General features: G+C 59.2%; 19 protein-coding genes. 5 read left to right on the top strand and 14 right to left on the bottom strand.

Translation table 11 applies throughout. The features are described 5' to 3' along the window. Window positions 1-379: 379 nt before the first annotated feature. Complete coding sequence (locus ABJN75_RS00555) at window positions 380-1,543, top strand: NADH:flavin oxidoreductase/NADH oxidase (RefSeq protein ID WP_348435811.1); 1,164 nt, start codon at window positions 380-382, stop codon at window positions 1,541-1,543. 88 nt (window positions 1,544-1,631) lie between these two features. On the opposite strand, the gene ugpC is transcribed toward ABJN75_RS00555, so the two are convergent. The 4 genes from ugpC to ABJN75_RS00535 form a co-directional block, all read right to left on the bottom strand. After that, the gene (gene ugpC / locus ABJN75_RS00550) at window positions 1,632-2,747 is read right to left on the bottom strand and encodes a sn-glycerol-3-phosphate ABC transporter ATP-binding protein UgpC (protein WP_348435809.1); all 1,116 of its coding nucleotides are present in this window, start codon (window positions 2,745-2,747) and stop codon (window positions 1,632-1,634) included. A 3-nt stretch (window positions 2,748-2,750) separates the two neighbouring features. Continuing rightward, window positions 2,751-3,632: a carbohydrate ABC transporter permease gene (locus ABJN75_RS00545; RefSeq protein ID WP_348435807.1), complete on the bottom strand. Its 882-nt coding sequence runs from the start codon at window positions 3,630-3,632 to the stop codon at window positions 2,751-2,753. After that, window positions 3,632-4,528 (bottom strand): sugar ABC transporter permease, encoded by an 897-nt coding sequence (locus ABJN75_RS00540; RefSeq protein ID WP_348435805.1) that lies wholly within the window; start codon window positions 4,526-4,528, stop codon window positions 3,632-3,634. The genes ABJN75_RS00545 and ABJN75_RS00540 overlap by 1 nt, the downstream gene beginning before the upstream one ends. A gap of 86 nt (window positions 4,529-4,614) precedes the next feature. Then, a complete protein-coding gene (locus ABJN75_RS00535; protein WP_348435819.1) occupies window positions 4,615-5,856 on the bottom strand; it encodes an ABC transporter substrate-binding protein in 1,242 nt (413 codons plus the stop codon). A 171-nt stretch (window positions 5,857-6,027) separates the two neighbouring features. On the opposite strand from ABJN75_RS00535, the gene ABJN75_RS00530 reads away from it, so the two are divergent. After that, window positions 6,028-7,059 carry a LacI family transcriptional regulator gene (locus tag ABJN75_RS00530; protein WP_348435803.1) on the top strand — a complete coding sequence of 344 codons (1,032 nt, stop codon included), beginning with the start codon at window positions 6,028-6,030 and terminating at the stop codon, window positions 7,057-7,059. Window positions 7,060-7,072: 13 nt separating this feature from the next. Here the strand turns inward: ABJN75_RS00530 and ABJN75_RS00525 are convergent, their stop codons facing one another. The 4 genes from ABJN75_RS00525 to ABJN75_RS00510 are packed head-to-tail and all read right to left on the bottom strand — an operon-like array spanning window position 7,073 to window position 11,011. Beyond that, window positions 7,073-7,933 carry a sugar phosphate isomerase/epimerase family protein gene (locus ABJN75_RS00525; RefSeq protein WP_348435801.1) on the bottom strand — a complete coding sequence of 287 codons (861 nt, stop codon included), beginning with the start codon at window positions 7,931-7,933 and terminating at the stop codon, window positions 7,073-7,075. A 4-nt stretch (window positions 7,934-7,937) separates the two neighbouring features. Next, window positions 7,938-9,086 carry a dihydrodipicolinate synthase family protein gene (locus ABJN75_RS00520; RefSeq protein WP_348435799.1) on the bottom strand — a complete coding sequence of 383 codons (1,149 nt, stop codon included), beginning with the start codon at window positions 9,084-9,086 and terminating at the stop codon, window positions 7,938-7,940. Between the two features lie 12 nt (window positions 9,087-9,098). After that, window positions 9,099-9,869 (bottom strand): 3-ketoacyl-ACP reductase, encoded by a 771-nt coding sequence (locus ABJN75_RS00515; protein WP_348435797.1) that lies wholly within the window; start codon window positions 9,867-9,869, stop codon window positions 9,099-9,101. Beyond that, entirely contained in the window at window positions 9,866-11,011 is a 1,146-nt protein-coding gene (locus ABJN75_RS00510; protein WP_348435817.1) for an acyl-CoA dehydrogenase family protein, read from the bottom strand. Before ABJN75_RS00510 ends, ABJN75_RS00515 begins: the two co-directional genes overlap by 4 nt. A 141-nt stretch (window positions 11,012-11,152) precedes the next feature. Between ABJN75_RS00510 and ABJN75_RS00505 the strand changes: the two genes are divergently transcribed. After that, window positions 11,153-12,169: an aldo/keto reductase gene (locus tag ABJN75_RS00505; protein ID WP_348435793.1), complete on the top strand. Its 1,017-nt coding sequence runs from the start codon at window positions 11,153-11,155 to the stop codon at window positions 12,167-12,169. Between the two features lie 2 nt (window positions 12,170-12,171). Next, on the top strand, window positions 12,172-12,645 hold the full coding sequence (locus ABJN75_RS00500) for a MaoC family dehydratase (protein ID WP_348435815.1): 474 nt from the start codon (window positions 12,172-12,174) through the stop codon (window positions 12,643-12,645). On the opposite strand, the gene ABJN75_RS00495 is transcribed toward ABJN75_RS00500, so the two are convergent. The 4 genes from ABJN75_RS00495 to ABJN75_RS00480 form a co-directional block, all read right to left on the bottom strand. After that, on the bottom strand, window positions 12,636-13,919 hold the full coding sequence (locus ABJN75_RS00495; protein WP_348435791.1) for a glycerate kinase: 1,284 nt from the start codon (window positions 13,917-13,919) through the stop codon (window positions 12,636-12,638). The two genes, ABJN75_RS00500 and ABJN75_RS00495, sit on opposite strands and share 10 nt — an antisense overlap. Then, the gene (locus tag ABJN75_RS00490) at window positions 13,916-14,227 is read right to left on the bottom strand and encodes a Dabb family protein (RefSeq protein WP_348435790.1); all 312 of its coding nucleotides are present in this window, start codon (window positions 14,225-14,227) and stop codon (window positions 13,916-13,918) included. The genes ABJN75_RS00495 and ABJN75_RS00490 overlap by 4 nt, the downstream gene beginning before the upstream one ends. Window positions 14,228-14,291: 64 nt before the next feature. Next, window positions 14,292-15,068 (bottom strand): enoyl-CoA hydratase/isomerase family protein, encoded by a 777-nt coding sequence (locus tag ABJN75_RS00485; RefSeq protein ID WP_348435788.1) that lies wholly within the window; start codon window positions 15,066-15,068, stop codon window positions 14,292-14,294. Continuing rightward, complete coding sequence (locus tag ABJN75_RS00480) at window positions 15,061-16,647, bottom strand: acyl CoA:acetate/3-ketoacid CoA transferase (RefSeq protein ID WP_348435786.1); 1,587 nt, start codon at window positions 16,645-16,647, stop codon at window positions 15,061-15,063. The genes ABJN75_RS00485 and ABJN75_RS00480 overlap by 8 nt, the downstream gene beginning before the upstream one ends. A gap of 119 nt (window positions 16,648-16,766) precedes the next feature. Between ABJN75_RS00480 and ABJN75_RS00475 the strand changes: the two genes are divergently transcribed. After that, window positions 16,767-17,585, top strand: a complete 819-nt coding sequence (locus ABJN75_RS00475; protein ID WP_348435784.1) for an aldo/keto reductase — start codon at window positions 16,767-16,769, stop codon at window positions 17,583-17,585. Between the two features lie 69 nt (window positions 17,586-17,654). Here ABJN75_RS00475 and ABJN75_RS00470 read toward each other — a convergent pair whose 3' ends face one another. Beyond that, window positions 17,655-19,259: a GMC family oxidoreductase N-terminal domain-containing protein gene (locus tag ABJN75_RS00470; RefSeq protein WP_348435782.1), complete on the bottom strand. Its 1,605-nt coding sequence runs from the start codon at window positions 19,257-19,259 to the stop codon at window positions 17,655-17,657. Further along, window positions 19,256-20,755: an aldehyde dehydrogenase family protein gene (locus tag ABJN75_RS00465; RefSeq protein ID WP_348435780.1), complete on the bottom strand. Its 1,500-nt coding sequence runs from the start codon at window positions 20,753-20,755 to the stop codon at window positions 19,256-19,258. The genes ABJN75_RS00470 and ABJN75_RS00465 overlap by 4 nt, the downstream gene beginning before the upstream one ends. Between the last annotated feature and the right edge of the window lie 54 nt (window positions 20,756-20,809).

The raw sequence follows: 20,809 nt of genomic DNA, 5'->3' as shown, positions 1-20,809 counted from the left end.
AGTGCCTCTTGCGAAACACTCTCAGTCAACTCAAGGGCGAACTTCTTGGCGCCAGCGGCGCGCCGCCCTCGTTGTGTGAGCGGTTTATAGGGGCCACCTACCCAAAGAGTCAACAGCCTTTTTTACAAAACTGACATTTTTTTGTCCAACCGGGAAAAGTGCGATCAGAAAGCCCGAGTTCCGGGGGTTTTTGGAATTATTTCAATAAGATGATCCCTGTCGTGGCCGCCATGGCACGCGCGGCGTGCAGTAGCGGCAGGCGAAAACATCCGCATAATCCCTGATGATGACCATATCGGAGGGATATTTGCGTTGGCCATCGTTTGCCACCTCGTATTTCCGCAGATAGCGTTTTGCCCAGATACCAAAAGGAGACCCCATGACCACTGCGCCTCACCTGTTCCAGCCACTGTCACTTCGCGGGATTTCGACCCGCAACCGTGTGGTGATTTCTCCCATGTGCCAGTACTCCGCGCATGAAGGTCATATCGATGACTGGCACATGGTGCATCTTGGACGCTTCGCAATCGGTGGCGCCGGAATCGTTTTCACCGAAGCCACCGCAGTGCAGAAACAGGGCCGGATCACCCATGGCTGCCCCGGGCTCTGGACCGACAGCCAGATACCGGGCCATGCCCGGATTGCCCAGTTTGCACTCCGCAACGGCGCCATCCCCGCGATCCAGCTCGGCCATGCCGGCCGCAAGGGCGGCATGCAACGTCCGTGGTACGGCAACGGCGCGCTGAACGAAACCGACATCCTGCGTGGCGACATGCCCTGGACACCGGTCGGCCCGTCGGCACTGCCGGTCGCTGACGGCTGGCCGGTTCCCCACGAACTTTCCAGAACCGAGATCTCCGAGCTGATTGAAGATTACGCCGCGGCCGCCGGACGGGCGCTTGCCGCCGGTTACAAGATCGCCGAAGTTCATGGCGCGCATGGTTATCTGGTGCACAGCTTCCTGTCGCCTCTCTCCAACAGGCGGACTGACGAATACGGCGGCAGTCTGTCCGGGCGTATGCGGCTGGCACTTGAAATCGCCGAGCGGGTTCGTGCGGTCTGGCCCGACGACCTGCCGCTGTTCTTTCGCACCTCGGCTGTCGACGGCACCCCGGAGGGCTGGTCGCTCAATGACACGGTCGTGCTCGCCGGCGAACTCAAGCACATCGGAGTCGACGTCATGGACTGCTCGTCAAGCGGTATCGCAGGGGCGGCGACCGCCAGCGGCGGCCAGAAGCGTCAGCCGGGTTTTCAGGTTGGCTATGCCGAGCGGGTCCGCAAGGAAGCAGACATGAAAACCATGGCTGTGGGGCTGATCACCCACCCGCAACAGGCAGAAGCCATTCTGGCTCAAGGCCGTGCGGATCTGATCGCTATCGGCCGTGAAGCGCTTGTCGATCCGAACTGGGCGTTGAATGCGGCGCGCGAGCTTGGCCATGATGGCCAGTATGAAACCTGGCCCCAACAGGCAGGCTGGTGGCTTGCAGTCCGGCAGAAGACTTCTGATCTTTACCGACCCGGGACCGCCGATCCCGAGAGCTGAGCATTCCTGAGCACCCCAACGGGGGCGCAGTCATTGTCCCCATCTCATTCGGATGAACCTGTGGTTTGGCCGAATCCGAATAGCCCGGTCACTGGATTCGTATTTGCGACTCCACGTCAAACAGCACCGCCTTGTCCATATTTAGGGCAAGATCACAGACCTGACCGGGCGCCACATCTGCATCGGCACGCATTCGGCCGATGACGTCCCCGCCCGCCATGGTGGTGGTGATGAAGGTGTCGGACCCGGCAGGCTCGATGATATCGACAAGGTTTCTGAGGTGAACCACCGTGGTGGCGTTCTTGTCGGCGCCGTCCGGGTCAGTGACCGCTTCGGGCCGGATTCCGAGAATGACGGACCTGCCGTCATAAAGTCTCGCTGCATCAGGCGAGACCGGAACCGGCAGGTGAACCGGTTGGCCTTGGGCATCGGTGATCTCGACTGAAGCATCCGCGCCGTTCAGGCGCAGCGTCGCGGGAAGCATATTCATCGAGGGCGAGCCCATGAAACTCGCCACAAAGATATTGGCCGGATTGTCGTAGATCTGTTTGGGCGTTCCCAATTGCTGGATATAGCCGCCATTCATCACGGCGATGCGGGTCGACAAAGTCATTGCCTCGATCTGGTCATGGGTGACATAGACGATCGTTGTTCCGAGCCGCTGATGCAGCTTCTTGATCTCGGTGCGCATGTCGACCCGCAGCTTGGCGTCGAGGTTGGACAAGGGTTCGTCGAACAGAAAAACATCCGGATTGCGCACCAGCGCCCGCCCCATGGCCACGCGCTGGCGCTGGCCGCCGGACAATTGTCCGGGCTTGCGCGAGAGCAGCGGCTTGATCTGAAGCATGTCGGCGACCCGGTTCATCGCCGCCTCCCGCTCGGGCTTGGGAACATGATGCATCTCGAGCCCGAAGGTGATGTTCTGGGCAACCGTCATGTTGGGATAAAGCGCATAGGACTGGAACACCATCGCGATGTTGCGCTTTGAGGGGTGCACCCCGTTCATCACCTTGCCCTTGATCGACATTTCGCCGCTGGAAATTTCCTCAAGTCCGGCAATCATGTTGAGCAAGGTCGACTTGCCGCATCCCGACGGTCCGACGAGGACCAGGAACTCGCCTTCCTCGACGTCGATGTCGACACGGTGCAGGACTTCAAGAGAGCCATAGGATTTGGTGACGTTTTCGATCTTGAGAAAGCTCATGGATTATCCCTTCACCGAGCCGGACATCAGTCCGCGCACGAAGTATCGGCCCGCCACGATGTAGACAAGCAATGTCGGCAACGCCGCGTAGATGGCGCCCGCAAAATGGACGTTGTATTCCTTCACCCCGGTCGAGGAATTGACGAGGTTGTTGAGCGCCACCGTCATCGGCTGGCTGTCAAAATCGGCAAAGCTCGCGCCAAACAGGAAGTCGTTCCAGATATTGGTGAACTGCCAGATAATGCAGACCACTGTGATCGGCCCTGAACTGGGCATCAGGATGCGCCAGAAGATGCGAAAAAAACCGGCACCGTCGATCTGTGCGGCGCGGACGAGTTCGGTCGGAAACGCGGCATAGTAATTGCGGAAATAGAGCGTCGAAAAACCGATGCCGTAGACGACATGGACGAGAACCAGCCCCGCGGTCGATCCCGCAAGCCCGGTCACCCCGAGAATCCGTGCCATCGGGATCAACACGATCTGGAACGGAATGAAGCAGGAAAACAGCATCAGCCCGAACAGGATGGTGTCCCCGCGAAACCGCCATTTGGTCAGCACATAGCCATTGAGCGCGCCAAGCACCGTGGAGATTGCCACCGCCGGAACCACCATCTTGATGGAGTTCCAGAAATAGGGCCGTAACCCGGTCGGCTCTACGCCGATCTGGGCCTGCGACCAGGCGTTGCGCCAGGCGTCAAGCGTCCAGACATGAGGCAGCGCCATCATGTTGCCGCCGGTAATCTCGCTCAGCGGTTTCAATGAATTGAGCACCATGATGCCGAAGGGCAGCAGGTAGAACAGGGCGAACAGCAACAACACAAGATAAAGGAAGGCGCGGGTCATGCGACCCGTCCGGATCGCTGAATCGGTGGAAGATGCGGCCATCACTTCTTCTCCCGCAATTCGGCATAAAGATAAGGCACCATGATTGCTGCGATCGTCATCAGCATGATCACCGCGGAACTGGCGCCGATTCCCATCTGGTTGCGACTGAAAGTGTAGGAATACATGAACGTCGCCGGCAATTCAGTCGCCCTGCCCGGCCCGCCGCCGGTGAGCGCGATGACCAGGTCGTAGGACTTGACCGCGAGATGGCTCAGGATGACGAAGGCCGACAGGAAGGCGGGGCGAAGCTGAGGCAGTATGATGCGGCGGTAAAGGTTCCAGTTGGACGCGCCATCCATCTGCGCCGCCTTGAGAATTTCATTGTCGATGCCGCGCAATCCGGCAAGAAACATCGCCATGACGAAGCCGCTGGTCTGCCACACTGCAGCCAGCACGACCGTATATATCGCGTAATCGCGATTCTTGATCCAGTCGAAGGCAAAACTTTCCCAGCCCCACAGATGCATGGTGTGCTCAATTCCGATGCCCGGATCGAGCAGCCATTTCCAGGCTGTTCCTGTAACGATGAAGCTCAAGGCCATCGGATAGAGATAGATCGGCCGTAACAGGCCTTCACCGCGAATCTTCTGATCGAGAAAAATCGCCAGCACCAGGCCGATCACCGTACTGATCGAAATATAGAGGAACGCGAAAACGCCGAGATTGCGGATCGCAATGCTCCAGTGGCTCAGCTTGAATAGCTTCACGTAATTCTCAAAGCCGACAAGATTGAAGCTGGGCAGTATGCGGCTGTCGGTGAATGACAGATAAATCGTGAAAAGGATGAAGCCGTAAACGAACAAAAGCACCATCGCCACGGACGGGGCGAGAACGATTTTGGGTATGAGATATTGCAGGCGCGTTCGAAAATCGACGCCGCTCCCGACCTGGGCCATGGCAGCACTCCCCTCCAGCAAGGCATTTCGGAAGCATCCCGGCCGCACTTTGGCAACCGGGACGTCCTTTGCAAGACTCGGCTGTCTTATTGCGCCAGTTCGACTGCAGACTGCAATTCAGCCGCTGCGGTTTCAGCGTCATACTCGCCATTGAAATGCGCGGTGATGACATCATACATCGCATTCTTGACGGAAGCAGGCGCCGCATGGCCATGCGCCATCGAACCGAACAGGTTGCCGCTTGATGCAGCCGCCGCCAGATCCTTCATTCCCTGCTTGCCGCAGGCATCGAATGCTTCGTCGCTGACATCGGTACGCGCCGGCACCGACCCCTTGACCACGTTGAACGCCGACTGGAAGGACGGCGAGAGAATGGCCTTGGCGAGAGCCGCCTGCTCATCCGACACTGCACCGCCCTGGTCAAACATTGCAAACTGGTCGGCGTTGAATGTCACCTGTTCCTGGGTGCCCGGGAAACGGAAGCAGAGAAAATCGTCACCAGGCTTCTTGCCCGCATTGAGAAACTCGCCCTTGGCCCAGTCGCCCATCATCTGGAAACCGGCTTCGCCATTGATCACCATGGCCGTGGCCAGGTTCCAGTCGCGTCCCGAGAAATTGTCATCGACATTGGCGCGGATTGTGTCCATGCGCTTGAAGGCCTCGACCATGGTCGGTGATCCCAGCGTTTCGGGATCAAGATCGATGAAGGCTTTCTTGTAGAACTCGGACCCACCAGTCGACATCGCGATCGCGTCGAACACGGTCGCGTCCTGCCATGGCTGGCCACCATGGGCGATCGGGGTAACACCAGCTTCCTTGAGCTTGGCAAGCGCTGCGACAAAATCGTCCCAGGTTTGCGGCACGGAGATGCCGTTGGCATCAAGCACCGCCTTGTTGGCCCAGACCCAGTTGGTCGAGTGCACATTCACGGGTGCTGCGACCCACTTGCCGTCATACTTTGAAAATGCCTTGAGTGCGTCAGGGACCACCGCGTCCCAGCCCTCGGATTCGGCCACACTGTTGAGATCGGCCAGGGCGCCCTGCTTGGCCCAGTCGGTGATATCGAAGCCGAGCATCTGAACCGCTGTCGGCGCATTGCCGGCAGTCACCCGGGCGCGCAACACGGTCATGGCCTGTTCGCCGCCGCCACCGGCCACGGGCATGTCCTGCCAGCCGATCCCCTGCCCTTCAAGATCCTGCTTGAGCACGTTGAGCGCTGCTGCTTCACCACCCGACGTCCACCAGTGCAGAACCTCCACATCCGCAGCTTGCGCGCCAACAGTCATTACCGCCAGCGCAGCCACGGTCATTTTAAGTCTCTTCGTCATCGAATTCATTGCAACCTCCCAATCACCGCACCATACGGTTACTTAAATTATAACGTTACAAATACCACTTTTGTCAACTGAAATTTGCGCTATGGTGTTAATTGCATCACAGACAGGCAGTCCGCAGCGCGGCGTCAAGACGCACGCGCCGCGGCCGACGGGAACAACACGATGACCGACATTTTCGACAGGGATCCCGATCAGAAGCCCACGCAGCAAACCATTGCCCGGCTGACCGGACTTGCGGTGACGACGGTGTCCCGGGCGCTTGCCAATGATCCGGCGATCGCGGCAAAGACACGGGAGAAGGTCATTGCCATTGCCAAGGAGGTTGGTTACGTGCCTGACCGGGCGGCGCAACGTCTGCGGACAGGGCGAACCAATGTCATCAGCCTGGTGCTCGACCCGCACAGCGAAATTCTCGGCTTCGGCAACTCGATGATCACCGGCATCGCCGATATCGTTCGCGGCACCCGTTATCATCTGACGGTTATGCAGTACCAACTTGGGGAGGACCCGCTGGAACCGATCCGGTTCATCGTCCGCAATCGGCAAGCCGATGGCATTCTGTTTGCGCGTACCGCGCATCACGATGTCCGAGCCGAATTTCTTCTGGAACAGAATTTTCCGTTCGTCACCCATGGACGAACCGGCTTTCAGAACCATGCCTGGTATGACTACGACAACCACGCATTCGCCAAGGCCGCTGTCGGGCGCCTGGTCAACCGCGGTTGCACGTCCATCGGCATCGTGCCGCCCTCACGCAACTACATGTATCACCAGTACATGATGGCAGGATATTTCGAGGGGTTGCAAGGGTTCGGCCTCCCCGCCCACGTACCCGAAGACTTTGACCTCAACATGGACGCAGACCGGTTGCATGCGGGAATCAGACAATGGATCGCCTCACCCGACCGCCCCGATGGCATCATCTGCCCTGGCGAAGTGTCGGCAATCGTCGCCCATGCGGCAATCTGCGACGCCGGACTGGTGCCCGACCGGGACATTGCCCTGATCGCCAAGCGCACATCGGAAATATTCAATCATCTGCGCCCGAATGTGGAATCGCTTCATGAGGATATCGAGGAGGCCGGTCGGATCATGATGCGGCTGATGCTGCGCCAACTTGCCGGCGAAAAGCTCCAGGACCTACAGGTTCTGGCCAAACCGGATGAAGGCCAGGAACCCGCCCCTGCCAACTGATGCATGACTGATCTCAGCAGACCGCTCTGAACCGCTCGACAATGGTGTCGAGCACTTCCCCTGGCGGTCGTTTCCACCAATTTGCCGCCGAGAATATTTCAACCTCGCAGTAGCCATCATAACCGGTGGCCTCGACAGCGGCGCGTATCTGCCTGAGATCGGCAACGCCATCGCCCATCATGCCGCGATCAAGCTGCACGTCGGTGGTGTCAGCCAGCCAGTCGCACAGATGGTATCCGGCAATGCGGCCCTTGCCCGCCCGCTTGAGTTCAGCGGCAAGCGATGTGTCCCACCAGACGTGATAGACATCGATCGCAATCTGGACGTTGTCAGCGCCGATGGCCTGGCACATGTCGATCGCGTCGCGCACGGTGACCAGACATGACCGGTTTCCGCCATAAACCGGGTTGAGCGGTTCGAGTGCCAGCACGACGTTGGCGTCGGCGGCGACCGGCGCCATGGCGGCAACGAGTTCCTGGACCCGGCTGAGGCTTTCGGTGATCGAATGGCTGCCCTCGATAACGCCGCCGGTGACGATGGTCAGCACCGGCGCACCGAGTTCATGCGCCATCTCGATTGAAGCTTTGAAGTCATCAATGATTGCCTGACGGTTGGGCGGCGCAAGCGGCCCAGTCAGAAACGGCGTGCGGCACAGGCCGGCCACCTGCATGCCGGCGCCGCGGACCCGGTCGCCGATTTCGATTGCGCGTCGACCGATCTCCCGGCGCCAGAAGGTGATCCCGCCAAGCCCGCGCTCCGCGCAAGCCTCGATTACCTGCTCCGGGCTCCACCCCGCACCATGGCCTTCCAGATTGTGCCCGAGTGTAGCGGTGTTGAGCGCCAGCATGGAATGGTCATGGGAGAAATCGCGCACCGTGTTACGCTCCATATATAGAGAGCAGCCGTTTCATCCGCGAAACCGCCAGATCCGGGTCGCGCAACAGCCCGCAGCAATCGGCCATTTTGAAGATCTCGACAAAATCCGGCAATGGCCGCGAAGCCTGCGCGCCATTGAGCATGATGAAGTGATCCTGGAATCCGTTCAGCCAGGCCATGAACACCACCCCGGTCTTGTAAAACCGGGTCGGCGCCCTGAATATCTGCCGCGCCAGCGGCACGGTCGGATCCAGCGTCTGGCGGAAGGCCTTGGCATTGCCCTTGCCGAGCTCGGAGATTGCGTAAGCCGCAGCAGGGGCCAGCGGATCGAAGATACCCAGGAGCGCATGGGAAAAGCCCTGCTCGTCGCCTTCGATCAGTTCCGGGTAATTGAAATCATCGCCGGTATACATGCGCACGCCGGCCGGCAGCAGCCGGCGCATGCGGATTTCCTTGTCCTTGTCGAGCAGTGAAATCTTGATCCCGTCCACTTTCGAAAAATTCTGGCTGATGATGGCAAGCGTGGTGTCCATGCAGCTGTCAAAATCGTCACTGCCCCAGTATCCGGCCAGTTCCGGATCGAACATCTCGCCCAGCCAATGCAGAATGACCGGCTGGTCACAGGCATCAAGCAATTCGCCATACATCCACACATACTCATCCGGAGAGTCCGCCACGCGCGCCAGGGCCCGGCTCGCCATGAGAATGATGCGTCCGCCGATTTTCTGGATCGATTCGATCTGATGCAGATAGGCACCGCGCACGTCATCCAGAGTTTTTGCGTCGGCGGGATCAAGATGATCGGTGCCCGCTCCGTTGAACACCAGCGCGTCAGGGAATTCGGATTTTGTGCGTGTGATCAGCTCCAGAGCACCGGTCCAGTCGAGACCCATGCCGCGCTGGGCAGTGTCCATGGCTTCTGCGATGCCCAGTCCGTGGTCGACCAGATGACGGCGAAAGCCCATGGTCGCATCCCAGTCAATGGTGGCCTTGCCGGACGGATCGTTGCCAGTGAACGGGTCGGCCACAACATGGGCGGCTGAAAACACGGTTCTTGAAGCATCAGCGTCCAGGCGAACGCCTTTGACCGGTGTCCCGGTGAGCGTGTAGCTGCTCATGCGACCGTTAGTGTCCGGCAGGGCAATTTTCATAATCCTGGATCCTTAAAACCGCGAAACCAGCATGCCTGCATCCACTGAAACAGTCTGGCCGGTGGTGTAGGGTAGCTGTCCTGAAGCGAGCGCCGCAATGACTTCACCGACATCCTCGGGCTGACCGATGCGGGGAAACAATGTCAGGCCTTCCCTGGCGCGCTGTTCATACTGGGCGATGACCGGTGCCGTCATTTCGGTGTTGATGAGGCCCGGACGGACATCGTAGACGGCGACGTTTTCTGGTCCCAGACGCACAGCGAAGGCCTTCGACGCCATCGCCGCGGCAGCCTTGGAAGCGCAGTACTCCCCCCGCTGGACGGCGACGGCTTCGGCATTCGACGATGTCACATTGACGATGGAATGGAACAGATCGGGGGAGCGCTCACGCGCCACCAGACGCTTCGAGAAAGCCTGGGAGAGGAAGAACATCGCCTTGGCATTGACCGTCAGGCAGCGGTCATAGCTTTCTTCGCTCACATCAAGCAGGTCGCCGCGACTGATCACCCCTACGCCGGCATTGTTGACCAGCGTGGTCAGCGGACCCAGCGCCGCTTCGATCCTGGCGAGATAGCCATCCTGCGCGGCGATGTCGCAAACATCGAGCGCCGAGGCAAACACCTTGACGCCGTGCGCGCGAACCGTTTCTGCCGCCGATGCAAGCTCGTCATCATCGACAAGCCCATTGAGCGCAATGGAAAAGCCGCGCTTTGCCAGCGCAACCGCTGTCGCCAGACCGATGCCGCGCCCCGAACCGGTGACAAGGGCTACCTGGCCACTCATGCCGCGGCTCCTTTGGCAAGAAGTTCACGCGCGATAATCATCCGCTGGATCTGGTTGGTGCCCTCATAGATCTGGGTGATCTTGGCGTCCCGGTAAAGTCGCTCGACTTCGAATCCCCGAATATAGCCCGAGCCGCCAAACACCTGAACCGCGTCGGCACTCCGAGCCACCGCCATGTCGCCGGCAAAGCACTTGGCGATCGAGCAGGCTTTCGTGGCGTCTTCACCGGCATCAATCATGGACGCAGCGCTCAAGACCAGCAACCGCGCGGCTTCGACATCCTTGGCAATATCGGCGAGCAGCCACTGTACGCCCTGAAATTCAGCGATGGATTTTCCGAATTGCTTGCGCTGTGCCGCATACTCGACCGCTGCCTCCAATCCGGCCTGACCAATGCCCACAGCCAGTCCGGCAATACCCACGCGCCCCTTGTCGAGCACACTCATCATCATGTGAAACCCGCGGCCCTCGACACCCAGCAAGGCATCGGCGGGCAGGCTTACATCCTTGAAGGCAAGCGCGCCGACCTGGCTGGCACGCTGCCCCATCTTGTGCTCTTTCGGTCCGCGCTCGACACCCTCCTGATTGAAATCGACAATGAAGATCGACATGCCGCGATGACCTGCCGCCTTGTCGGTGCGCGCCAGCACAAAACCGACATCGGCCACCGGGCCATTGTGAATCCATATCTTGTCACCGTTTAGGATCCAGCCCTCGCCATCACGTACGGCCGAGGTCCGGATACCCGACACGTCGGTTCCTGCCTCGGGCTCGGTGATGCAATAGGCCACAAGTTTCTCGGCCTTGAGGATATCGGCCAGCCATTTTGACCGCTGGTTTTCGGTGCCATGCCTGACCAGCAAGGTGGAGATCAGTTCCACCAGGCCGCATTGGTCGGCCACGGACGCATAACCGCGCGACAACTCCTCCATCACCAACGCATAGGTGACCGTGTCGAAGCCAGGCCCGCCCATGTCCTCAGGCACGCAAATACCAAACAGGCCAAGCCCTGCCATCTGCTTGTAGACCTCATGCGGGAAGCGTTCCTCGCGATCAAGTTCTTCCGCCATCGGACGAATCACGTCGGTGGCGAAGCTGCGTGTCATGTCCCGTACCTGCCGGTGCATTTCGTTGAGAAACATCATCTCTCTCCAGTAACTATATAGTTACTTATATGAGTACAACCTGTGCCGGTCAAGTCCTCCCACACGAACCAGAAGGGGGTTGTGAAGCGGCAATCGATATGGCTATATAACTAACCAGTTACTTTTGGGAGACTATCAATGAACCCGTCTGACAAGGTGCAATTCGGAAGAACCAACCTGCAAGTCACCCCCTTTGGATTTGGCACCGCGCCGATCGGAAACATTTTTCGCGAGATCGACGAGCAAACCTCCGATGCCATGATTCAGCGTGCCTGGGACGCCGGCATTCGCTATTACGACACCGCCCCGATGTACGGCCATGGGCTGGCGGAATTGCGCACCGGCCACTCTCTGCGCTGGAAGGAGCGCGAGGAGTTCATCTTGTCTTCCAAGGTCGGACGAATTCTCAAACCGGCGCGCAAAAAGGACATCGACTATGCGCCCTGGACCAATGCCGGCCGGTTCACCACGCATTTCGACTATTCCTATGATGGCACGATGCGGGCGTTCGAGGATTCGCTGCAGCGGCTGAATCTCGAATACATGGATATCTGTTTCATTCACGATATCGACGTGTTTACCCGTGGCGATGAACAGCCCGAAGTGTTCAAGGCGGCAATGGACGGCGCATGGAAGGCGCTTTCCAAACTGCGCGACGAGGGCGTGGTCAAAGCCATTGGCGTCGGCGTCAACGAGTGGGAAGTCTGCCACGCAGCGCTTGAGCAGCGTGACTTCGACTGCTTCCTGCTCGCCGGCCGCTATACGCTTCTGGAACAGGACTCGCTCGACAAGTTCCTGCCGCTTTGCGAAGAGCGTGGCGCCGCAGTGGTGGTCGGTGGCGGCTTCAATTCCGGCATACTTGCAACAGGGGCCATCGAAGGGGCGAAATACAATTATGCGCCCGCCCCGGCTGAAATATTGGATCGGGTGAGGAAAATCGAAAAGGTTTGTCTCGATTACGGCGTCCCCTTGCCTGCCGCCGCGTTGCAGTTTGTGGTCGCCCACCCCGCCATCCCCACCTTCATGGCCGGCACACGCACAGTACAACAGCTTGAACAGAATCTGGAATGGTTCAGCCAGCCCATTCCGGGCGAATTCTGGACCACACTGAAATCCAGGGGACTGCTGCGCGAAGACGCTCCGACACCATCGTGAACATGTCTCGCGTGAGCCACCCCGACAACCGCTGCCTCCCGGCGGGCCGCTACGGTTTCGGCGACGTCGCACAAGGCGACATCGTCGAAACCGGACCGGTCATTGTCACGGCTGCAATGATCGACCAGTTCGCCGCAATGACCGGCGACCGGTTCGAAATTCACATGTCCGACGAGGCGGCACAACGACACGGGTTCCAGACACGCGTTGCCCATGGCCTTCTGGTATTGTCACTGGTCGACGGACTGAAAAACCAGGCAGAGGCGCAATTCAAGGCACAGGCATCACTGGGCTGGGATTGGAATTTCCAGGCGCCGGTATGCGCCGGCGATACGATTTCGGCAACGATGACAGTGTCCTCGGTCAAGCCGGTTTCAGCGGGTGGCCGCGCCGTCGTAAGCTTGGATTTTGTCGTTCGCAACCAGTCCGGAAGCACAGTTCAGCGTGGCGCCAACCGGCTGATGGTTTACGCCTGATACGGCAACTCGCCCACCAGAATTGCCCGGAAATCATTGACATTGGTCCCGGTGGGTCCGGTGACGAACAAATCGTCGATGGCGTTGAAAGCGGTCCATGCGTCGTTGGCCGCCAGACTTGCGAGCGGGTCGATACCTTTGCTTCTGAGCTGACCTGCGCTGTCCGGGCCGGCAAAAGCACCAGCATTGTCTTGTGAACCGTCAATTCCATCGGTGTCGGCGGCCAGCGCCACAATCCCCTCAACACCGTCAATCGCCGCGGCAAAGGACAGCAGAAACTCGGTGTTGCGCCCGCCCTTGCCCTTGCCACGCAGGGTAACTGTGGTTTCTCCGCCGGACAGAATGACAACGGGTTTGGCGAAGGGCCGGTCGCGGCCAGCAACTTCACGGGCGATGGCCGCATGAACCAGCCCGACATCGCGGGCTTCGCCCTCAATGGCATCCGAAAGGATCACAGCCTCCACGCCGGCATCTTTCGCCATGTCCGCGGCCGCTTCGAGCGACAGGCCGGCCGACGCAATGACGCGGACTTCGTTTCGCGCGAAAACCGGATCGTCCGGACGCGGCGGCAGATCCTTGCCGCTGGCCAGGTGCGCGCGGATCCTTTCGGGCAACACGATGTTGCGCGCGGCCACCATCGCCTGGACTTCGGTCAAACTCAGCGCGTCCGGAACGGTCGGGCCGGAGGCGACCTGACAGGCTTCGTCGCCAGGAACGTCGGAGACAACCAGCGACACCACCCTGGCAGGCCAGGCAGCAGCAGCCAGACGCCCGCCCTTGATCCGGCTTGCATGTTTGCGAATTGCGTTCATCACCCCGATCGGCGCACCGGAGGCAAGCAGTGCCCGGTTGAGGTCCTGCTCATCCTCAAGCGACAGCCCTTCGGGTGGCGCAGGCAGCAGCGCCGAACCACCGCCGCAGACCAGCGCCACGACCAGATCGTCTTCGCTGAGGCCCGACACAGTGTCAAACAACGCCCGGGATGCGGCGAGCCCGGCATCGTCGGGCACAGGATGGCTTGCTTCGAGCACGGTGATCGACTTGCACGGCGCGCCGTAGCCATAGCGGGTCACCACCGTGCCGCTCAGTGGCCCGTCCCACAGCTCTTCAAAAGCGGCAGCCAGTTGCGCTGCACCCTTGCCCGCGCCGATGACCACGGTTCTGCCCCTAGGTTTTGGCGGAAGCACATCTTCGAGCGCGCGCTTTGGATCGGCGCGCAGCACTGCAGCCTCGAACAGACCGGCGAGGAAATTTCGTTTCCGGGAATCAATCACACTTCAATATCACACACAAATACGCCATCCGCACCGCTTTCGGTCTTGGCCACGATCTGCGCGCCGATAGCTTGATGAACACTGTTCTCCAGATAGCTATTTCGAACAGCTTCGTTGGTAAAGTCAAACCAGAACATGTCGTTAAAACCGCGCACCAGCGGAATTTCAACGCTGTCATTGGTTCTATGCTGGAAGTCGATGATGCCTTCGATGTGATCGGACAGGCCGGCGAGCTGATCGTAGAGCGCCTGCTTGTCAGCCTCCGATGTGTCTTTGGCAAACCGCAAATGAACGAAATGACGGATCATAGTCTGACCTTTTCTGGAATGGTAATCAGTATTTGCATGCAGGCAACTCGTCTTCGACAGAAATTCATTTTCCGAACTCGGGTTTTCTCTTATCCCGAAATGCTGCCAACCCTTCCTTCAGATCGCCGCTGCCCGCGGCAATGCGCCCGGCGAAGGCTTCGAGAACGCGCTCGACCTCTTCACCTTCGGCCGCATTGATCAGCATCTTGGTGAGTTCGGTGGCATCCGGTCCCCGCTGCATCAACGCCTGCGCGCACTTCTGGCCTTCCCCGATGCCCGCGCCGGTTTCCACGACCTGATCTACCAGGCCTTCACGCAAGGCTTCGGCGGCTGTGTAGATGATGCCGAACATCGCCATCCGGCGCACCGCCTGCGCACCGAACCGGCGCACGGCGCGCTGGGTGCCCGACCAGCCGGGAATGATTCCGAGACCGGTTTCGGGTTGACCGATCTTGATATGGGTTTCGGCGATGCGGTAATCAGCGCAAGCCGCCAGTTCGAGCCCGCCGCCCAGGGCGTGGCCATTCATCACTGCAATCAGCGGCTGGCGCAGTCGCGCCAGGGCATCAAACACCCGATGGCCATCTCTGATCCATCCGTGCCCGAAGTCTTTGGGCGTTTCACCGCTCCAGGCATCAATATCGCCGCCGGCGCAGAACGCCCGGCCCTCGCCCGACAAGATCACGACCGAGATATCACGGCGTCGCTCGATCTCGCCGCACAGACTGCCCAATTCATCGATCATGCCTGCATCAAGCGCATTGAGACGTTCCGGCCGGTTGATGACCAGGTGCCCCACTCCGCCCTCAACGCTCAGCACCAGGCGCCCACTGTCAGACATCGGAAGAACCCAGGTGCAAACCGAACGGCTCAGGGCTGAACAACGCGGCATCCATGGTCTTGAGATCAGGCGACACCGCAAGCGTAGCCGCCGCCTGGTCAAGAACATCACGCTGAAGATCGAGACCCGGGGCAAGTTCCGTGACAACCAGTTGACCATCGATCAGCCGGATAACGCATCGTTCGGTCACGTAGGTCACGTCCTGGTTCTGCTCCATTGCGCGTTTTCCCGAAAATGACACCTGATTGACTTCCTCAACAAATTTCGCGGTCTTGCCTTCACGGTCGATCTGCATTTTTCCGTCGACAACAGACATTCGCGCACCGGCGTTGAAATTACCAGAGAACACTATTTTTCGCGCTCGCGCGGTAATGTCGACAAACCCGCCTGCTCCGGCGGTCCGGTGCGGGATCGACGGCAGGCGGGACACATTGACCGAGCCATCCCTGCCGACCTCGAGAAATGACAACAGCGACGCATCGAACCCGCCTGCCTGAAAATAGCAGAACTGGTGCGGCGACGGAACAAAGGCTTCGGCATTTGCCGAGCAGCCGAACTTGAAATCCAGCAACGGAACACCGCCAACTGCACCTTGTTCGATCACCCAGGTCACTTCGCCATGCAGCCCCTCTTCAACCAGAATTCTCGGCACGTTGGCGGAAATTCCAAAGCCGATATTGACTGCCCAGCCCGATTTCAATTCCTGCGCCACCCGTCGCGCGATAATCTTTCCGATGTTGAATTCGGCGTTGCGGAACGAGGACATCGCACGTGTGACCTCTCCCGAGATAGCGGGATCATACTCGGTGGCGGTCGTCTGCAACTGGTCAGGCGCTTCGACCACGATATCGACCAGAATTCCAGGAACATGAACATCGTGCGGGCGAATCGAGCCTGCGGCAGCGACGCGCTTGACCTGCGCAATGACCTTGCCGCCATTGTTGTGAGCGGCCAGCGCCATTTCCATCGCACCGAGATAGGCACCTTCTTGCTCGAAACTGAGATTGCCCTTTTCATCCGCCGTCGTGGCGCGAATGATCGCCACATCCGGGATGATCGCCGGGAAATAGAGCCAGTCCTGGCCTTCAAATTGCATGTGCTTGACCACCGGCTTGCCGGCCGCCGCCGCATTCATCGCACCACCCTCGCGGTCCGGATCGACAAATGTGTCGAGGCCCACCTTGGTCAACACGCCTGGTCTTTTGCCCGCCGCCTCTCGCAGGATGTCAAAAACGATGCCGGACGGAATATTGTAGGCCTCGACCTGGTTGGCCGTGATCATCTTCCAGATCAGCGGCGGCTCCGCATTGCTCGGTCCGGACGGGTACGAGCCACCTATGATCCGGCTGAGCAAGCCCGGCCTGGCGATATGATCAACGCCCTTGGTGCCAAAAAAGTCACCTGCGGCGATCGGATGTATGGATGTCAAATTGCGCGGCGCGCCCTCCTTTGCGAACCTCTCCCCGATCGCCGCCAGCACCGCATCCGGGCAACACAGTCCGCTCGACGAATTGACTGCGATCGTCGCATTGTCCGGGATCACCTGAGCCGCGAATTCCGCAGTTTTGAGTTTTGACATATCACCCTCAATTGCATTTAAGTAACTAACCAGTTATTTTATGACAGTGTTTTATTCAACGATCAAGACTACAATTCAATGACACCCTTTGAACGATGGACAGACCGGAGGAAATTCCAGTGAGTGTGTATTTTCAGAAGACCTACCAACGCAGCTTCGGCACGTTCCCTCTCAAGGGGAATGAACTGCGCGACGCCATGATCATTGCCGCGGAAGTCGGCTACCGGTCATTCGATACGGCGCAGATGTACGAGAATGAAAAAGACACAGGCGCAGCCCTGAAGGAAACCGGTCTTCCAAGAGACGAGCTTTTTGTCACCACAAAGGTCGGCAACCCCAGCTTTGATGACGATAGATTCATCGCTTCCGTCGAGCAGAGCCTCAAGGACCTGCAACTCGATCAGGTGGATGTGCTGCTTTTGCACTGGCCGCCGGCGGATGGAAACATAGCCCCTTCGCTGAAGCTCCTGGAGAAGGCCTGGAAACAGGGTCTGACCCGGCACATCGGCGTGTCGAACTACACCGTGAAGATGATGCACGACGCCAAGGCGTTGATCGAAGCACCAATCGTCACCAACCAGGTGGAATTTCATCCGCTGCTCGATCAGCACAAACTTCTGGCCGCTGCGGTCGAAACCGGAATTCCCCTGGCCTCCTACTGTTCCGTGGCGCGCGGCAAGGTGTTCGACTATCCGCTGTTTGCCGAGATTGGCCAGGAATACGGCAAAAGCCCTGCCCAGATCGTGCTGCGCTGGATTCTGCAAATGGGCGTGTCGATCAACACCATGTCGACCAAGCGCAAGAACATTCAGGACAATTTCAATGTCATGGATTTCACCCTGTCGACTATCGACATGGCCCGGATTAATGCGCTGACGGCGACGAACTACCGCATCGTCAACAAGGATCTGGTGCCGCACGCACCGGATTTCGACTGACTTTCTACCCCTGACACGGCAAAGGGGCGGCCTCTCGACCGCCCTTTTTCAAAAGCAGACCGGAGGCTGTCAGTGATTGCCCCGGATAAAGTCCGAGGCCTTCTCGGCGATCATGATCGTCGGAGCGTTGGTGTTGGATCCGACAAGGCTCGGCATGATCGAGCTGTCGCAGATGCGCAGCGCCTCGACACCGTGAACCCTCAGCTTCGGATCAACCACGGACATGTCGTCAACTCCCATCTTGCAGGTGCAGGTCGGATGATAGGATGTCCGGCCATATTGCCGGGCGTAATCCTCGTAATCCTGCTGGGATTTCACGCTGTCGTCGGGAAACCGGATCGCCCGCACATATTTCTGCATGGAGTGCTGCAGGAAAATTTCACGGCTGATTTTGATACCCTCGACAGAGACTTTCAGATCATCCGGTTCGGCCAGATAATTGGGATCGACAACCGGCATTTCGGCAGGATCGCCGGATCGCAGGCGCACAGTGCCCCGGCTCTTGGGTCTTAACGTGTAGGAATTGAGGGTAACGCCGGAACTGCCCTTGGTCACGCTCGGCACACCTGCCTCGGCACCCGCGCCGGCAAGAAAATGGAACTGCAGGTCGGGCACCGGCTGGCTCCTGTCGGCGTACCAGAATGCCCCGCCTTCCACCACATTAGACGCCACTGGCCCTGTTCCGAACAGGAAATATTGCGCACCTGCCCACATAGCCCAATGCGGCTTGTTGTATTTGTCGAGACTGTAGTGACCGGTCAGTTCGGCCACGATATCAATGCCGAAATGATCGGTGAGATTCTCGCCGACACCGGGCAGGTCCTGCACCACATCAATGCCGTGTTCAGCCAGATGGGCGACGGGACCGATGCCCGACAGCAACATCAGCTTCGGCGTGCCGATGGCGCCGGAGGTGACGATAACCTCTTGGTTTGCCGCAGCCTCGGTCATCGCTCCGCCGTGCTGGTAGGCGACACCGGTGGCGCGGCCGTTCCTGACAATGATACGGTGAACCAGACAGCCGGTTTTCACTGTCAGGTTCTTCCGGTGCATCACCGGCTTGAGATAACCGACAGCGGCGGAGCAACGGCGCGCCTTGCGGATGGTGGTCTGGTAAACCCCCGCCCCTTCCTGGACCGCGCCATTGAAATCCGGGTTGTAGGGAATGCCGTATTCCTGGCAGGACTGCACGAAGGCGCGGGTCATCGGCTGCGGATCCGCGAGGTTGGAAACGCCGAGCGGGCCGTCGGTGCCATGCCAGTCGCCTGACAGGATTGTATTGCCCTCCGAGCGAATGAAACAATCCTTGACCTCGTCATAGGCCCAGCCTTCACACCCCTCCTCGGTGGCCCAGCGGTCGTAATCGACCGGGTTGCCGCGGGTATAGATTTCGGCGTTGATCGAACTGCCGCCACCGATGACCCGGGCCTGCGCATAGGGAATTTCGCGCATGTTGGCATGTTTTTGCGGAGCGGTGGTGAACCCCCAAGTGTGCGGACCAGAGGTCATCTTGGCAAAGCCCACCGGCATGTGGATAAGCGGATGACTGTCCTTGCCACCTGCCTCGATCAACAGCACCCGGACAGCATCGTTTTCGCTCAAACGGTTGGCCATCACGCAGCCGGCGGAGCCGCCGCCCACGATCACATAGTCATAGCCCTCGGACGCCATCATTCCACCCAGTGCGAGCGTTTGCCGATCTCGATATGGACCGATTTGAGCTGGGTGTACTCTTCCACGCCATATTTGCCGGCCTCACGTCCCCAACCCGATTGCTTGAATCCGCCAAGCGGCAGTTCCGGTCCGCCCGACAACGTGGTGTTGACCCAGAAACGGCCGGCCTGAACCCGCCGCGTCACCATCAACGCCTTGTCGATATTCTTGGTCCAGACGCTGGCCGCCAGACCGTAAACCGTGTCGTTGGCGATAGTGATCGCCTCATCCACCGTATCGAACGGGATCACCACCAGAACCGGTCCGAAGATCTCGTCGCGGGCGATCGACATCTCGCTGGTCACATCACCAAACAGCGTTGGCGCGATATACTGGCCGCCGCCCATATCGACGGTTGCGCCCCCGGTGATCAGACGGGCGCCTTCATCCCGGCCCTTGTCGATATAAGACATGATCGTCGTGTTCTGCGCGTCCGTGGTGATGGCGCCGATCTGGGTTGCCTCGTCAAGCGGATCACCAACGATAATCTTCTCCAGTTTGGCCGCAACCATTTTTTCGAACTTGTCCGCCACCGAACGTTCGACGATCAGTCGCGAGCCCGAGACACAACATTGCCCGGTGTTGAACGCTATGCCAAAGGCCACACCATCGGCGGCATCTTCAAGGTCGGCGTCGGCGAATACGATTTGCGGATTCTTGCCGCCAAGTTCGAGACCGAGCTTCTTGAAATTGCCGGCCGCCGCCTTGACACAATGACGCCCGACGGCTGTCGAACCTGTGAACGAAAGCATGTCGACATCCATATGCTCGATCAGCGCCTGCCCGATGGAACTGCCCGACCCCGTGACAACATTCATCACGCCATCCGGTAGACCCGCTTCAGACAGGATTTCAGCCAGCATGATGGTTGTCGCGCTCGTCACCTCCGAAGGTTTGGCGACAATGGTGCAGCCCGAAGCCAATACGTAAGGCACGCGCTCACACAGGATCAGAAACGGAAAATTCCACGGCGTGATGATGCCGACCACGCCAACCGGTTCACGGGTGACAATGCCGAACATGCTGTCGCCCAGATTGTTGAAACTGTCGCCATGCAGGCTGCGCGCCAGACCCGAGGCATATTCGAACATGCCGATACAACCACCGACTTCAGCCCTTGCCTGTGAGATCGGCTTGCCATTCTCGAGTGTTTCCCAATAGGCGATCTCCTCCTGTCGCTGGCGGATCAGTTCAGCCGCCTTCAGCAGAACCGCGGCCCGATCAGCACCATTGAGACCGGACCAGCGCCGGTCATCAAATGCCTGGCGCGCGGCCGCGACCGCACGGTCCAGATCCTGCGCGGTGCATTTGGGAATCCGGGAAACCGGAACCCCATGCCCCGGAGACGACCGCTCGAACACCTCTCTATCGCCGGATGGAACCGACTTCCCGTCGACGAAAAAGCCGAAGTCGCGTGGCTTGGAAGGCAAGGACAGTTTTTTCACGTGCTGGGTCATGTTCACTCCAGAAAAGATGTATTCTTGCGGACTATAAGTAACTATCCGGTTATA

Source organism: Hoeflea sp. (assembly GCF_039975035.1).
Classification (GTDB): domain Bacteria; phylum Pseudomonadota; class Alphaproteobacteria; order Rhizobiales; family Rhizobiaceae; genus Hoeflea.
This window is presented reverse-complemented; position numbering and strand designations above follow the sequence as displayed.